This window comes from Arthrobacter sp. SO5 (assembly GCF_020532805.1).
GTDB lineage: Bacteria > Actinomycetota > Actinomycetes > Actinomycetales > Micrococcaceae > Arthrobacter.
Genome location: NZ_MQTQ01000021.1, coordinates 58,333 through 72,601 on the forward strand (window position 1 = coordinate 58,333; position 14,269 = coordinate 72,601).

14 protein-coding genes and 1 tRNA gene are annotated in these 14,269 nt (G+C 69.0%); 5 read left to right on the forward strand and 10 right to left on the reverse strand.

Going from position 1 to position 14,269, the window contains the following annotated elements; all coding sequences use genetic code 11:
- Nucleotides 1–73: 73 nt before the first annotated feature.
- Nucleotides 74–268 (reverse strand): hypothetical protein, encoded by a 195-nt coding sequence (locus BJG92_RS03790; RefSeq protein ID WP_232082690.1) that lies wholly within the window; start codon nt 266–268, stop codon nt 74–76.
- A gap of 39 nt (nt 269–307) precedes the next feature.
- Nucleotides 308–1,273, reverse strand: a complete 966-nt coding sequence (locus tag BJG92_RS03795; protein WP_232082691.1) for a hypothetical protein — start codon at nt 1,271–1,273, stop codon at nt 308–310.
- A gap of 69 nt (nt 1,274–1,342) precedes the next feature.
- Here BJG92_RS03795 and BJG92_RS03800 point away from each other — a divergent pair, with 69 nt between their 5' ends.
- The gene (locus tag BJG92_RS03800) at nt 1,343–1,819 is read left to right on the forward strand and encodes a DUF2231 domain-containing protein (protein WP_232082692.1); all 477 of its coding nucleotides are present in this window, start codon (nt 1,343–1,345) and stop codon (nt 1,817–1,819) included.
- Here BJG92_RS03800 and BJG92_RS03805 read toward each other — a convergent pair.
- On the reverse strand, nt 1,816–3,135 hold the full coding sequence (locus BJG92_RS03805; RefSeq protein ID WP_232082693.1) for an MFS transporter: 1,320 nt from the start codon (nt 3,133–3,135) through the stop codon (nt 1,816–1,818). The two genes, BJG92_RS03800 and BJG92_RS03805, sit on opposite strands and share 4 nt — an antisense overlap.
- 181 nt (nt 3,136–3,316) lie before the next feature.
- On the opposite strand from BJG92_RS03805, the gene BJG92_RS03810 reads away from it, so the two are divergent.
- Nucleotides 3,317–5,005, forward strand: a complete 1,689-nt coding sequence (locus BJG92_RS03810; RefSeq protein WP_232082694.1) for a cellulase family glycosylhydrolase — start codon at nt 3,317–3,319, stop codon at nt 5,003–5,005.
- A gap of 3 nt (nt 5,006–5,008) precedes the next feature.
- Here BJG92_RS03810 and BJG92_RS03815 read toward each other — a convergent pair whose 3' ends face one another.
- The 6 genes from BJG92_RS03815 to tmk form a co-directional block, all read right to left on the reverse strand.
- A complete protein-coding gene (locus BJG92_RS03815; RefSeq protein WP_232082720.1) occupies nt 5,009–5,557 on the reverse strand; it encodes a hypothetical protein in 549 nt (182 codons plus the stop codon).
- Nucleotides 5,558–5,640: 83 nt separating this feature from the next.
- Nucleotides 5,641–7,020: an FAD-binding oxidoreductase gene (locus tag BJG92_RS03820; protein WP_232082695.1), complete on the reverse strand. Its 1,380-nt coding sequence runs from the start codon at nt 7,018–7,020 to the stop codon at nt 5,641–5,643.
- Nucleotides 7,021–7,194: 174 nt separating this feature from the next.
- Nucleotides 7,195–7,267 (reverse strand) — tRNA-Thr (locus BJG92_RS03825).
- A gap of 113 nt (nt 7,268–7,380) precedes the next feature.
- Nucleotides 7,381–8,943, reverse strand: a complete 1,563-nt coding sequence (locus tag BJG92_RS03830) for an alpha/beta hydrolase (protein WP_232082696.1) — start codon at nt 8,941–8,943, stop codon at nt 7,381–7,383.
- A gap of 66 nt (nt 8,944–9,009) precedes the next feature.
- Complete coding sequence (locus tag BJG92_RS03835) at nt 9,010–10,152, reverse strand: DNA polymerase III subunit delta' (RefSeq protein ID WP_232082697.1); 1,143 nt, start codon at nt 10,150–10,152, stop codon at nt 9,010–9,012.
- Nucleotides 10,149–10,823: a dTMP kinase gene (gene tmk, locus BJG92_RS03840; RefSeq protein WP_232082698.1), complete on the reverse strand. Its 675-nt coding sequence runs from the start codon at nt 10,821–10,823 to the stop codon at nt 10,149–10,151. The genes BJG92_RS03835 and tmk overlap by 4 nt, the downstream gene beginning before the upstream one ends.
- Nucleotides 10,824–10,911: 88 nt before the next feature.
- Here tmk and BJG92_RS03845 point away from each other — a divergent pair, with 88 nt between their 5' ends.
- Nucleotides 10,912–12,108: a PLP-dependent aspartate aminotransferase family protein gene (locus BJG92_RS03845; RefSeq protein WP_232082699.1), complete on the forward strand. Its 1,197-nt coding sequence runs from the start codon at nt 10,912–10,914 to the stop codon at nt 12,106–12,108.
- A 9-nt stretch (nt 12,109–12,117) separates the two neighbouring features.
- On the forward strand, nt 12,118–12,471 hold the full coding sequence (locus BJG92_RS03850; RefSeq protein ID WP_232082700.1) for a DUF2516 family protein: 354 nt from the start codon (nt 12,118–12,120) through the stop codon (nt 12,469–12,471).
- Nucleotide 12,472: 1 nt separating this feature from the next.
- Here the strand turns inward: BJG92_RS03850 and BJG92_RS03855 are convergent, their stop codons facing one another.
- Nucleotides 12,473–13,312 carry a class I SAM-dependent methyltransferase gene (locus tag BJG92_RS03855; protein ID WP_232082701.1) on the reverse strand — a complete coding sequence of 280 codons (840 nt, stop codon included), beginning with the start codon at nt 13,310–13,312 and terminating at the stop codon, nt 12,473–12,475.
- 157 nt (nt 13,313–13,469) lie between these two features.
- On the opposite strand from BJG92_RS03855, the gene BJG92_RS03860 reads away from it, so the two are divergent.
- A complete protein-coding gene (locus tag BJG92_RS03860) occupies nt 13,470–14,216 on the forward strand; it encodes a phosphoglyceromutase (RefSeq protein WP_232082702.1) in 747 nt (248 codons plus the stop codon).
- Nucleotides 14,217–14,269 lie beyond the last annotated feature (53 nt).

The window sequence follows — 14,269 nt, forward strand, 5'->3', positions numbered from 1 at the left end:
GCCGACGCCGCAGCAGGGCCTTCACCCGGACGGGTGGGGGCCCTTTCTGCCGCCAGGGTGTCGTTCCGGCGTGTCAGGCAGCCTGCCGGTCCCGCCGCAGCGGCACGGCGTCGATGACGGCCCAGCCGTCCTCATCCACTATGCGGCGGTCCGCGAAGCGTTCTGCCTCGGCGGCCTCCGCGAAACGTTCGGTGCGGATCCGGCCACACTCCGTGTCCAGGTACGTCACGTCAAAAGATGTCGCTTCAAAGCACTGGTTCGTCTCCATGAATTAAGTGTGCAGCCGGCCTGTGACACTAACGCCGCATCACTCCGGCGTGTTGCCAAGCCGCAGGACCCGCTCGCGGGCAAGGTCCGCTTTGCGCCGTGCCCTGACTGAAGCCCGGACCGCCTGCTGAGCCTGGGCCGCCGCCAGCTCCTGCCGCTGACGTGCCGACTTGAGGTCCAGCTCTGTTTGTTCCAGCTGCTCCCGCAAGGTTCGCGCGGCCCCGGCCAGCCCGGCCGCGTGCTTGCCGGCGGCTGCCCGTTCCTCCTCATGCCGTCCCGATTCCTCAGCAGCCTGGCGAGCGGCCTGCTCGGCGTCCTGCAGCGCGGCCCGCGCGCGTTCCAAGGCCGAGGGGGTGGCCGTGCGGGGCTCCTGCCGTACTGCCCGCAGCCGGGGTTGCTCCCATTTCTCCGTTGCCATGGCGCTGTCCGGCGGGGAGGACCCGGAAGGAAGCTGGCCGGACGCGTCCGGGGGCACCGGAGCTGCTGTTGAGGGCACGGCAAGGCCGGGGAGTGCGACGGCGCCGGCTAGGTCCAGGGCGTCCACCCCGTCTGCGGACAGTGCACGCAGCAGGCGCCCGCTCTGCACGGCGGCCGCTGCACCCGCATCCGCCGTCGCTGCCCGAAGCGTCTCTTCGACCTCCGCTGCGATGGCCGCGCTGATCCTGCGGCCCTGTTGCTGCGCCGCCGCCTGGGCTTCCTTGACGGCGCGGGAGAGCAGTTGCCGCCGCTCGTGGCTCAGTTTCCGCAGTTCCGCCGCGTCGAGGGCCGACTGCGCGGCACGCATGGATTCCCCCAGTGCGGAGAGCTCGTGGAGCGTATCGGGGTGCCGGGCCGCGAACATGTTCACCGTCCAGGCTGCGACGGACGGCTTGGAAAGGGAGCGCACGTCTGCCGCAGTGCCGGCGGACGTGGCGTCCTTGGCAGCGGCGGTCCGGGCGGCCACGAAGTCGTCGAACGCCAAGGCGTACAGCCGTGCCGCAATGCCCGCCAGCTCCAGCTCTCCCATGCAAGAATCATAGAAGCCGAGCCCGGGGCCTGGGCCGCGGGCAGGCACATTCTTCGGAGGAGAGCAGAATTGATCGAGATCGGCGGGCTCCCGGCCCATATCCTGCTCATCCACGCCGTGGTGGTGCTGGCGCCCGTCGCGGGACTGGGCGCGATCATCTACGCCGCAGCCCAGCGCTGGCGCGGCTACCTCGCGTGGCCCCTGGCACTGCTGTCCCTGGGCATGGTTCCCCTGTCGCTGCTGACCGCGCAGGCCGGCGAACAGCTGCAAGAGTCCCGGCCATCGTCGGCATTGATTCGTGAGCACGCCGAGCAGGGTGACGTGCTCAAGGCCGTGGCCGTGATCTTCTTTGCCGTGGTTGTTGCGATGATCGTTGTCACCTACGAGCCGATCGGCCGGCGCTTCGCGTTCCTGGGCGGCCTGCGGACCAACCGCGGCGTGGGCATTGTCCTGCTGGTGGCGGGGGCCGCCGTCGGCGCCTTCTTCATCTACCAGAGCATCGTCACCGGCCATTCCGGAGCCACGTCCGTCTGGTCCTCGCGCTAGAGCCAGGGAACAGGCAACCGGGACCGGCGCGCTTTCCGCATGGTCAAAAGAAGGACGACGAAGGCGAGCACCTGCAGGCCGGCCACCACGCCGATCAGGAGCGCCCGGCTGCCGTACAGCGCGCCGTACAGTACCCCGCCGGCCAGCGCCCCGGCCCCTTCGAAGGCGGCAAAGACGCCATAGGCCGTGCCTTGCCGGAGTTCGGGGACCAGATCGGCGATCAGTGCCTTGACCGTGGAGTCCTGGATGCCGGTAGCGGCGCCCCAGATCAGGACGCCGGCAAGGGCCAGCCCTGCGCCAGGGGCCAGCGCCAGCACGGGCACGGCAGTGATCAGCACCGGCAGGCCGAGCAGCACGGCCCCGCCCGCCCGGTCGTACAGGACGCCGCTGGCGAGGGCGCCGAGGGCGCCGGCCCCCATCGCCGCCGCATAGAAGAGCGGGACAGCCGCGACGGGAACGGCCGCCGTCGTCGTCAGATGGAACGATATGACGCCGAAGGCAACCAGCCCCACGCTCCAGAAGAAAGCTGCGATGGCGAACAGCAGGAAGCTTCCTGTCAACAACGACGGCGGCCGGCCGGCGGAGGCAGGCGCCGCTGCGTCGGCGTCGTCGTCGGGGGCCGCCCCGCCAGCATCAGCGTCAGCTCCGGCCGCATCGGCTGGCGTCGCCCGGACCGTGCCCGGATCCTGGACGCGGCGGCGGAGCCAGACCAACAGTCCGAGGGCCGCCGCCGCCGGGATGGCCAGCACAGCGAGGGCCACCGAAATGCTGCCCGTGGCGGCCAGCACTGCGGAGACCAGGAGCGGGCCGATCAGGGCCCCGGCGAGGTCGAGGGATTTGTGGACCGCGAAGCCACGGCCACGGCCTACCGGCTTGGCAGCAGCGGCCAGCAGGACGGTCTTGGCCGGGCTGCGGACGGCTTTGCCCACCCGGTCTCCGATGATGAGTGCGCCGGCCAGTAGCAGCCCCGCCGCCCCGAGGAAGGGCGTCAGAGCCAGCAAGGGTATACAGACGGCGGTGAGCGTGTAGCCGGCCATCGTGAAGGTCCAGTACCGCCGGGTCCGGTCCGCCCACGGTCCGAAGACCAGCCGCAGCCCTTGCGCGGCGGCCTCGGCGGCGCCCGTCACGAGGCCCACGAGCAGGGCGGAGCCGCCAAGCTCTGCCAACAGCGGACCGGCCAGCGGGCGGGCGCCGTCGGAGACCACATCCGCGGCCAGGCTGACCAGGCCGAAGCCGACCACCGGGCCCCACACGATGTGCCGCTTCACGCCGGGCACTGCGGCATGACCGTTCCGCATCCGCCCGGGCCCTTCCATGTCCCTAGGGTTGTCCAAGGTCCGCCCAAAGACAAGGCCACGGAAGCCCGGCTCTCCTGCCGGGGCTGTTCTGCGGCACGGGCAGGAAATATTCAGCGAACTGCATATTTTTACGGGTGCGCTTGGTAGTTTTTGTTTGCCGCCCGTGAAAAAGTGCGCGCCACCATCCTTTGGAGGAAATTTGAAGCTTTTGTCGAACCAGCCACGCCACTCCGGCGTCAGGCCCAAGGCCGTGGCGGCTGGCGTTGCCACCTGCGTGCTGGCCGGAGCGATCGCTCTCTCCGCCTTCACCGTCCCGGCGCAGGCAGCCGGTCCCAGCGGGGCCGCCATCACTGCCGAGCCGGCCGCCCCAGCACCGTCGACCGGCTGGCTGCACACCGACGGCGGGACCATCCGCGATTCGAACAACGCGGCATACACGATCAAGGCCACGTCCTGGTTCGGGATGGAGACCTCCGACTGCATGCCGCACGGACTGTGGGGGACGCTCACCATCGACGACGCCCTGGCCAACATCAAGTCCATGGGATTCAATACCGTCCGGCTGCCGTACTCCAACGAGTGCCTCGCCGCAACGTCCATCAAGGGCAACATGAACTACTGGGCCAACCGGGCCTACGCGCTCGAGGGCAAGGCGCCGCTGGTCCTGATGGACACTGTCGTCGCCCGGGCCAAGGCCAACGGCCTCAAGATCATCCTGGACCGCCACCGCCCGTCCAGTGCGGACCAATCGCCGCTCTGGTACACCTCCGCGTACCCGGAGTCGAGGTGGATTTCTGACTGGAAGATGCTCGCCGAACGCTACAAGAATGATCCCACCGTGATCGGCGCCGACCTCCACAACGAGCCCGCCGGGGCAGCGACGTGGGGCGGGGCGGCCGCGACCGACTGGCACGCGGCGGCCACGCGGGGCGGCAATGCCGTTCTGGCATCAAACCCGCAGCTGCTCATCCTGGTCGAGGGTATCGAGAACCAGGGGAGCGGCGGCGCCACCTGGTGGGGCGGCGGGCTCGCCGACGCCGGCGCGAAGCCCGTGCTACTGGCCACGCCACACCGCGTCGTCTACTCGCCGCACGACTATCCGGCCTCGCTGTACCCGCAGAAGTGGTTCAGCGACGCCAACTACCCGAACAACCTGCCCGCCGTCTGGGACAAGAACTGGGGCTACCTCCAGAAACAGGGCATTGCCCCGGTCCTGCTGGGCGAGTTCGGGTCCGCGCTGCAGACCGCCTCGGACAAGCAGTGGATGGATCAGATGGTGTCCTATCTCGGCGCTCATTCGATGAGCTACGCCTACTGGGCCTTCAACCCGAACAGCGGCATCACCGGCGGCCTCGTCCAGGCGGACTGGCGCACCCCGGAGGCGGCGAAGCTGGCCGCGCTGGCGCCCATCCTGACGGGTACGACGCCGACCGCCACGCCGACGCCGACAGCTACCCCTTCGCCGTCGCCGACGGTTGCACCGACCGCGACGCCGACAGCTACCCCTTCGCCGTCGCCGACGGTTGCACCGACCGCGACGCCGACGCAGACGCCGACAGCTACCCCTTCGCCGTCGCCCGCCCCGTCGCCCGGGTCAGCCGTCAGCGCCGGCTGGCGGGTCACCAGTTCCTGGAACGGCGGCTACGTCGCCAACATCGATGTCACCGGACTGCGGAGTGCCCTCACCTGGTCCGTGACCTGGCCGGATCCGAACGTCACGAGGGTGGCCAACTCCTGGGGTGTGAAGTGCACGTTCATCGCCAGGGTCTCCGTCACCTGCACCGGCTCCGACTGGGCCACCACCATCAGCACAGGCCAGAAGCGCACCGTCGGTCTGCAGGTCGATGCCGCGACGGCCCCGGTGAACCCGGTTCTGACCGCCAGGTAGCTCTCAGGCGCGCCGTCGGAGGCCGGCCCCGGCCCAGACCATCAGCAGGAGGCCACCGAGTGACAGCAGGAATGGGCCGGGAGCGCCACCGCCGTCGTTTGCGTCGGACATCGGGGGCTCCGCTGGTACTCCGGGAGCCTGCCTCGGGGCGGCCGCGGGAAAGGACGGGGCAGCGGAGGCCGTCTGTTCGGCGGGCGCCGGGACGCTCCGGTCCACTGCCGGTGGCACCGTCACCGGCTGACCGGCAGTCGCGGCCGGGGCCAGGGCGGCGGCTGGTTCTGGAGCAGCCGGTGCCGGTGCCGGGGGCAGTACCCGGGCCGACGTCGTTGGTGCGGCGGTGCCCGCAGGTGGGGCCGGTGCTGGGGGCATCGGCGGCGGCGCTGGTGGCGCCGGCGGGCCGCTTGGGGACGGGATCGGGCAGATCAGCACCGGGATAACGCCACCGATCGCTCCACACGGTTCGGCCACTGCGGGCACGGCGAGGACGATCGGCGGAAACGCCAGAGCCAGGGCAACTGCGGAGGCGTAGCCTGCGCGCTTGGTGATCCTCATCCGGACCATCGTAGGCGCCAACACCACGCCGGGCCGGGATTTCGCCCGGCCAGGGCTCTTGGCCGGCTTCCAGGCTGCGCAGGCTAAGGGCGGATGTTCTGGTTCATCCGGAAGACGTTGTCCGGGTCCCACGCACGCTTGAGCCCGACCAGACGCTCGTACTTCCCGTCGCCGTAGATCGTCCGCGCGTCCTCCCGTGATTCGGCGACGTCGTTGACGTAGCGGCCCCTCGTGGCGAAACGTTCGACGTCGGCCATTCCCGCCCGGGCCCACTCACGGCAGGGCCCGTCCAGCGCCGGATCGTCCCACTGGATCTCGGCGCCCATCCAGTAGGCCGCCGTGCGGCCCGTGAACGCGGTCGCATCTTCCGACACCTCGGCGATCGCCCGGCCCCACGACCAGAAACCGAACTCGCCCCCGGCTCCCTCAGGAATCCCGTGGGCCTGCTGGACCGCCAGTTCGACGAGCTCCCCGGGCAGACTGCGGAGGAAGGCGCTCTTCATGTAGAAGCGGTGGCCCCACGCCGAGGATTCATCGGCGAGGCGCTGTGCGGCCAGGTGGGGTTTCGGCTCGATCGAGCCGGCAACCGGCGGCCCGAACGCACGAAGCCGTGCGAGATCCCGCTCGGCCTCGCGGGGCCGCCCGCAGTGCAAAACGGAGAGGGCGGCCACCGGTCTGCCTCTGATCCCTGGCGGGAAATCCTCCACCGGGAGCGCCAGGCGGATGTAGAACCCGAGCCACAGCTCGTCCGGTCCCGTCTCGGCAAGCTCAGTGAAGAGCTGTGCCAGCTCGCCGGCGCGGTCGATCGGGTGGACGACTGTCCCGTGCGTGATCGGATGGTCGAGTGGATGGAGGACGTATTCGAACGACGTCGCGACGCCGAAGTTTGCACCGGCCCCGCGGACACCCCAGAAGAGGTCGGGGTTCTCGTCCGCCGAGGCGCGGACGATCCCGCCGTCGGCCGTTACAAACTCCACCGAGCGCAGGTTGTCGATCGTCAGCCCGAACTTCCGCTGCAGGCGGCCCATCCCGCCGCCCAGCGTGAGTCCGGCGACGCCGGTATGGGAGACAACGCCGACGGGGCACACGAGGCCAACCGACTGGGCTGCATCATCCAACTCTGAGAGCAGCGCGCCGGCGGCGCAGACAGCCGTGCGCTGTGTGGGGTCGATCGTGGCGCCGCGCATCCGCGAGAGGTCGATGACTATCCCGTCGTCGCATGTCGAGAAGCCGGGGATGCTGTGGCCGCCGCCGCGCACGGCAACTACGAGGTCCTGTTCGCGGGCGAACCGCAAGGCCGTCACGACGTCGGCCGTTCCGTTCGGCCGTACGACCAGGCCGGGCCTGCGGTCGACCAGACCGTTCCACACCGCACGCGCAGCGTCGTACTTCGGGTCGCCCGGCCTGATCACTTCGCCGCCGAAACCGTCCGCAAAAGTCCTCACCGTGCGGGTGCCCAACATGGCTTCATGGTAGGGCTGCGGTGCCGAGGTTTCCAGAGGAAATGCGGCGGGCACGTTTCCGCCCCGCGGCGAGGCGGGTCCCGAAAAGTTCTCACGCGCTCTTGGCGACCAGGAACGGTACTCTGAAAAACGACAGAACCCCCGGAAATCGTTGATTTCCGGGGGTTCTTCTCGGGCTTCCTATCAGAATCGAACTGATGACCTTCTCATTACGAGTGAGACGCTCTACCAACTGAGCTAAGGAAGCAACCGCATGAACCCCGGCGAACCGGGCGGATCATGCAAGAGATAACTGTAATGGAGTCCCGGCGCCCGGGTCAAAATGAGCCGGGGCAGGCGGCCCGCTTCCCCCGGCAGGCCCTAGCAGACAGTGTTGTCCGCCGGTGACTTGCCGTCCACGACGTAGCCGTCGACGGCATTCTTAATGCAGTCGTTGGAGCGGCCGTAGGCGGTGTGCCCCTGGCCCTGCCAGGTCAGCAGGGCGGCGTTGCCGAGTTGCTTGCGCAGGGAACTTGCCCATTCCACCGGGGTCGCCGGGTCGCCGGTGGTCCCCACCACCAGAATCTCGGATGACCCCTTGTACTCCGCCGGTGCCGGCGTCCGCACGTTCTTGTATGGCCAGTCCTTGCAGTTGGCGCCGCCGTAGGCGAAGTAGTAGCCCAACGTGGGCGAGACCTGCCGCAGCTGCGCCTCGTCGGCCCGCATCGCCGCCGTATCCGACACCATGGGGTAGTCCAGGCAGTTGATGGCGCCGAACGCGAACGTGGTGTTGGAGGAGTAGATGCCGTTGGGTTCGCGGTCGGCGTTGAGGTCGGCAAGCTTCAGGAACGGCGTCGGATCATTTTTCATGATCGCACTCAGGGCCTGGGTGAGCAGAGGCCAGTTGTCGTCGTTGTAGAGCGGAACAATGAGGCCCGTGACGACGGTCGACGCCGAGACGATGCGGCCGTCCTTGGCCCGCAGGGGATTCGCCTCCACGGCGTCAACCACGTCCTTGATCTGCTGCATGGCGTCGTCCACGCTCCCGCTCAGCGGGCAGCCGCCGCCCTGGAGGCAGCGCTCCACGTATGCGCGGAGGGCCTTCTCGAAGGCCTTGGCCTGCCCGGCGGTCAGCTCCTCATAACTGAGGGAGGGATCAAGGGCGCCGTCCAGGACCATCCGGCCGACGTTGTCCGGGAACAGCGAGGCGTACGTGGAGCCCAGGAAGGTCCCATAGGAGAATCCCATGTAGTTCAGCTTCGAGTTGTTCAGCGCGGCGCGGAGGATATCGAGGTCCTTGGCGGAACTCACGGTGTCGATCTGGGCCAGGACCGGCCCGGTCTTTTCGACGCACTTTGCCGCGATTACCCTGTTGTCCTGGAGGTTTGCCTCCAGTCCGGCGTCGGTGTTCAGCTGGTAGATCTTGGCACGGGACGCATCGCGTTCCTGGTCGGTGAGGCAAGTGACCGGGGCGGAGCGCTTCACCCCCCGCGGATCGAAGCCCACGAGGTCGTAGTTGGCGCGGACCTTGTCGGAAAAGTAGGTGGCGCCGGCGTCCTTGACGAAGTCGTAGCCCGACGCCCCGGGTCCGCCAGGGTTGATCAGCAGGCTGCCCTTGTTGTTGCTCTTGGTGGAGAGCTTGAGGGCGGCGATCTCGATGGTGTCCCCGTCAGGCTTGCTGTAGTCCAGCGGCACTTTGATCTTGGCGCACTTGAAGTCCTTCTCGCAGCTGGTCCAGTCCACCTGCTGAGAGTAGAAGCTGCGGAGCTCGGCAGGCGCCGAGGCAGCGATCGCCGGATCCGGCTTACCGGCGTCGTTGGCTCCCGGATTTCCGCCGAAGAGGCTGCACGAGGCAAGCGCCAGGGCCAGGGCGAGGGCGCCGGCAGCCTGCAGGCCGGTCGCTACTGACCGGAATCTGGCAGGCCTTGGTCTTGCAGGCTTCATGCGGTTCTCCTTGGCGGATCGGAAGGGAGCGACGTGGGCCGGCCGGTGGGGCCGATCGGCCAGGTCTCAGAGGAGGCTGGCGGCCATGGACTCGATGGTCAGCAGCGGGGCCACGTTGGTGGTGGTGATCCGTTTGCGGGCCTTGTTGATGGCGTCCATGCGGGCAAGGGTGGTTTCAGCGGTGGAATGGCGGGCGAAATCATCGAGTTCGTTCCTGAGTTCAACGTTGACCAGTTCAACGGCGTTCCCCATCTGGATGATCAGCACATCACGGTAGAAGGACAGCAGGTCTGTCAGCGTCCGGTCAAGGGAGTCCGTGACCGAACGCTTGGCCCGCCGCTTCTGGTCATCCTCCAACTGCTTCACTTGGCCCCGCATCGCCGGCGGCAGCGTGCCGCTCTCGGGCGCGCCGAGGGTGGCGAGCAGCGCGACCTTCTCGGCGGCGTCGCGCTCATCATTGGAGCTGTTGGCCTCCTCGGTGGCAATCTTGACGAGCTTTTCCGCCATCAGCACCGCGGCCGTGACGCCTCCGAGGCCCAGCGGAAAGCGCACGGTCTCGAGTCGGCGCTCCCGCGCTTGCGGGTCCCTGGCGAGACGGCGGGCGATTCCGACGTGGCTCTGCGCGGCGCGGGCCGCACGATCGGCGACGGCCGGGTCCACGCCGTCGCGCTTGACCAGCAGGGCCGCGACGTCGGCGGGCGGCGGAAGCCGCAGGGCCACGGAGCGGCAGCGGGAGCGGATCGTCACGAGCACATCGGCAGGCGAGGGTGCGCACAGCATCCAGACGGTGCGGGGCGTGGGCTCCTCGATGGCTTTGAGGAGCACATTGGTGGTCCGCTCGGCCATCCGGTCCGCGTCCTCCACCACAATGATGCGCCACCGGCCCGAGGACGGCCGGTTACCAGCAGTGGAGACGAGCTCACGGGCCTCATCGATGGTGATGGTGACCTTCTCGGTACGCACAAAGGCGACATCGGAGTGGGTTTCGCCGAGGATGGTCCGGCACGCGGCGCATTCCCCGCAACCGCGCAGGCTGACGTCGTCCTGGTCGCAGTTCAGGGCGGCCGCGAAGGCTTTCGCCGCGTTGGAGCGGCCGGAACCGGGCGGCCCGGTGAAGAGCCAGGCGTGCGTGAGTGCCTCGCCCAGGGCGGCCTGGCGCAACTGCGCGACGACGGCGGGCTGGCCCTGAAGGTCCTCCCACACACTCATGCGGTCACCCGGGTCACCCGGTTCACCCGGCGGGGGAGGGAAAGCAAGGACTCGACGCGCGCCAGGATCCGGGCGGCGAGTTCTTCGACCGGGAGGCGGGCGGGAAGGACAAGGTACTGCTCCGGCAACGCAGCGGCGAGGTCGAGGAACGCGGTCCGGATCCTGGCATGGAATTCATCCGCCTCGGATTCCAGGCGGTCCTCCGCGGCGTCGCCTGCGGTGCGGCGGAGGCGCCCGAGTTCGGGATCGACGTCGAGCAGCACCGTGAGGTCCGGCTGCAGGCCCGAGGTGGCCCATTCGTTGAGGTCGCGGACGGCTTCGGTGCCGAGGTCGCGCCCGGCGCCCTGGTAGGCAACCGAGGAATCGATGTAGCGGTCCGTGAGGACCACCTCGCCGCGGTCCAGGGCCGGGCGGATCACCTGGCTGGCGTGGGCGGCGCGGGAGGCCGCGAAGATGAGGGCCTCCGTGCGGGCATCGATGTGGCCGTGGCCGTGGTCCAGCACCAGGGACCTCAGTTTTTCGCCGATCGGGGTGCCGCCCGGTTCGCGGGTCCGCAGCACGGTCAGGCCGCGCGACTCAAGGGCCCCGGCCAGTTCGGCCGCCTGCGTGGACTTGCCTGCGCCGTCGCCGCCTTCAAAGGCGATAAACAGTCCGGGGTTCTGGGTAGTCACACTTCTAGACTACCGACAATCACCGACACCATAGTGCCTTCGCTTAACGCCTTGGCTGCCCTGGGCGGCGCCAAAGTACCCTGTGACCATGAGTCTTTCCGAAGAGCAGGCAGCCTCCCTTTCCGCTGAAACGGTGGTGGTGGCCGCAGGCCGTCCCGCGCGCCGCCGGGACGAGCCCGTCAACCCGCCGCTGGTGCTGTCCTCCACCTATTTCGGCACAGGACCCCTCAGCGACGGGGACCGTGGCTACGGCAGGTATTCGAATCCCACCTGGGACCCCTTCGAGGAGGCCCTGGGACAGCTTGAGGGAGCCACGCTGCCCGGCCTGCTGTACGCCTCGGGGCTGGCCGCCGCCAGCTCCGCCCTGTCCCTGGTCCCGGCGCAGGGCGTGCTCGTGATGCCGACCCACAGCTACGCCGGTTCGCTGGTGATGGCCACGGAACTCGCGGAAAAGGGCTTCCTGGAACTGCGGACCGTGGACATCACCGATACGGACGCCGTCCTGGCGCAACTCGCGCCGGCAGGCGGGAAAGCTGCCAGCATGCTCTGGCTGGAGAGCCCCACCAACCCCATGCTCGGCGTCGCGGACATCCGGGCACTGACCGCGGCGGCGCACCAGGCGGGCGCCGTCGTCGTCACTGACAACACCTTCTCCACGCCCCTCGTGCAGCAGCCCCTCTCGCTCGGGTCCGACGTCGTCCTGCACTCGGTGACGAAATACCTGTCGGGCCACTCCGACGTCGTGCTCGGCGCCCTGGTGACATCCGACGCCGGCCTCCGTGCCACGCTGCTGCACCACCGCACCATCCACGGGGGCATTGCCGGCCCGTTCGAGGCGTGGCTGGCCCTGCGCGGGCTGCGCACCCTGGCGTTGCGCATCGAGCGTTCACAGGCTTCGGCGGCTGTGCTGGCCGAGCGGCTGAGCACGCATCCGCGGGTGGGCAGCGTCCGTTTCCCCGGCCTCGCCACCGATCCCGGCCATGAGCGGGCCCGGGCCCAGATGAGGGGCTTCGGCTCTGTGCTCTGCATCGAGGTATCCCCCGTCGAGGGACAACACGGCGGGCTCAGCGGTGCGGACGCGGCGGACCGCATGATCAGGGCCCTGCGGCTGTGGCTGCCCGCCACGTCCCTTGGCGGGGTTGAGTCGCTGATTGAACGCCGGCGCCGGCACGTGGCCGAGCCGGCCAGTGTTCCTGACAACCTCGTCAGGATGAGCGTCGGGATCGAGAACGTCGAGGACCTTTGGGCCGATTTGGAGCGCGCATTGGCAACGCTGGACGGATAGGCTGGGGGAATGGACGCCAGAGCGCTTATTTTCTATGTCGAAACAGGGATCTATTTTCTCCTTGCCCTCGTAGCCCTTGCCCTTGAGGTGTGGGCGTTCTTCGACTGCCTCCGCCACAAGTCACCGGTTTTTGAGGCCGTGTCCAAGCGGACCAAGACCTTCTGGCTGGCCCTGACCGGCGGGGCCCTGGCCGTGGGCCTGCTGTCCCTGCTGGGCGGCGGCGGCGGGCTTCTGGGGCCGCTGGGCCTGTTCGGCCTCGCGGCCGTGACCGCAGCGTCCGTATACCTCGCCGATGTGCGTCCCGCCGTCAAGGACGCGGGCCGCGGCGGCAACCGCAACGCGGGTCCCTACGGCCCGTGGTGAGCTAGTTTCCCGGCGCGACGGCGTCCCAGCCGACGGTCAGTTCTCCTAGCCGCCAACGCGACGGTCCGTCCTGGACTGGCCAGCCGCCGTCGAGCAGGGCCCGGCACATGGCCGACCAGCGCTGCCGGTTGCCGAACGAGGCCAGCGGCGCCGCCTCCAGCCAGGCCTGGTCCATGGCCTGCAGGTAGGAATGGATTCTCTCGCCCGGCACGTTCCGGTGGATGAGGGCCTTCGGCAGGCGTTCCGCCACCTCTGAGGGCAGCGTGAAACTCCCGAAGCGCAGGGACAGGCTCAGGCTCACCGGCCCGCCGGCATCCAGCGCCACCCACGTGACCTTGCGGCCGATCTCGTCGCAGGTGCCGTCAATGAACAAGCCGCCCGGAGCCAGCCGGCCCTGCACCAGCCGCCAGATGCCAGCGACGTCGGACTCCTCGTACTGCCGCAACACGTTGAAGGCGCGCACCAGCACCGGGCGGCCGGCCACCGGGAGTTCGAAGCCGCCCAGCTGGAAGCTCAGCCCGGGGCGCTCCAGTTCCCGGCCCAGCCGGACCCGCTCGGGTTCGATTTCAATCCCGGCCACGCGCACGTCCGGACGGATCACGGACAGGCGCTCAAAGAGTTCGACGGCGGTGGCCGGGGAGGCGCCGTAGCCCAGATCGACCACCAGGGGATCGGCCGCCGCGCGCAGCCGCCATGCCTGCGGCCCGGTCAGCCAGCGGTCCAGGCGCCGCATCCGGTTGGGGTTGGTGGTTCCACGCGTCACGTTGCCCACGGGCCCGGCGCCGCGGGTGCGGCCACCCGTGATCCGGGGGACACCCACGCGCTCAGCTTTTTGCACCACACCTCCCAGCCTATCCTCCAACGCGGGGTCACCTACGGCCCGTGTGGAGCCGCGGGATGGGCCGTAGGTGACCCCGTGTTGGGGTGGAGGTGGAGTGGAAGCGGCCCGGAATGTCACGCTCGGCAGGGCCCGGGACCGCTCAGCTAGGATGAAAACCATGACTTACAAGCTGATTCTGCTGCGCCACGGCCACAGCGACTGGAATGCCAAGAACCTGTTCACCGGCTGGGTGGACGTTGACCTCAATGACCAGGGCCGTGCCGAGGCGGTTCGCGGCGGCGAGCTTCTCGTGGAGAACAACATCCTCCCGGACATCCTGTACACCTCGCGCCTGAAGCGGGCCATCAACACGGCGAACCTGGCCCTCGAGAAAGCGGACCGCGGCTGGATCGACGTCAAGCGGGACTGGCGCCTCAACGAGCGCCACTACGGCGCGCTGCAGGGCAAGGACAAGGCCCAGACCCTCGCCGAATTCGGCGAGGAGCAGTTCATGCTGTGGCGCCGGTCCTACGACACCCCGCCGCCGCCCCTGGCCGACGATTCCGAGTTCTCCCAGGCGGGGGACCCGCGCTACAAGGACCTCGGCCACGCCATGCCCCGCACCGAGTGCCTCAAAGACGTCCTGATCCGGCTCATGCCGTACTGGGAATCGGACATCAAGGAAGACCTCAAGGCCGGCAAAACCGTGCTGGTCACGGCCCACGGCAATTCGCTGCGCGCGCTCGTCAAGCACCTGGACGGCATCAGCGACGAGGACATCGCCGGGCTGAACATCCCCACCGGGATCCCGCTGGTCTACGACCTGGACGAGGACTTCAAGCCGCTCAACCCGGGCGGCACCTACCTTGACCCGGAGGCCGCGGCCGCGGCCATCCAGGCAGTCGCGAACCAAGGCAAGAAGTAACGCCCTTCGCATCCCACCGAAAACGGCGACGGCGGCCGGTCACCCCCAAGGTG

What these genes read in the sequence shown, in the direction of transcription:
- BJG92_RS03790 (WP_232082690.1), bottom strand. Translation starts at nt 268, where the DNA reads ATGGAGACGAACCAGTGCTTTGAAGCGACATCTTTTGACGTGACGTAC.
- BJG92_RS03795 (WP_232082691.1), bottom strand. Translation starts at nt 1,273, where the DNA reads ATGGGAGAGCTGGAGCTGGCGGGCATTGCGGCACGGCTGTACGCCTTG.
- BJG92_RS03805 (WP_232082693.1), bottom strand. Translation starts at nt 3,135, where the DNA reads ATGGAAGGGCCCGGGCGGATGCGGAACGGTCATGCCGCAGTGCCCGGC.
- BJG92_RS03815 (WP_232082720.1), bottom strand. Translation starts at nt 5,557, where the DNA reads ATGAGGATCACCAAGCGCGCAGGCTACGCCTCCGCAGTTGCCCTGGCT.
- BJG92_RS03820 (WP_232082695.1), bottom strand. Translation starts at nt 7,020, where the DNA reads ATGTTGGGCACCCGCACGGTGAGGACTTTTGCGGACGGTTTCGGCGGC.
- BJG92_RS03830 (WP_232082696.1), bottom strand. Translation starts at nt 8,943, where the DNA reads ATGAAGCCTGCAAGACCAAGGCCTGCCAGATTCCGGTCAGTAGCGACC.
- BJG92_RS03835 (WP_232082697.1), bottom strand. Translation starts at nt 10,152, where the DNA reads ATGAGTGTGTGGGAGGACCTTCAGGGCCAGCCCGCCGTCGTCGCGCAG.
- BJG92_RS03845 (WP_232082699.1), top strand. Translation starts at nt 10,912, where the DNA reads ATGAGTCTTTCCGAAGAGCAGGCAGCCTCCCTTTCCGCTGAAACGGTG.
- BJG92_RS03850 (WP_232082700.1), top strand. Translation starts at nt 12,118, where the DNA reads ATGGACGCCAGAGCGCTTATTTTCTATGTCGAAACAGGGATCTATTTT.
- BJG92_RS03860 (WP_232082702.1), top strand. Translation starts at nt 13,470, where the DNA reads ATGACTTACAAGCTGATTCTGCTGCGCCACGGCCACAGCGACTGGAAT.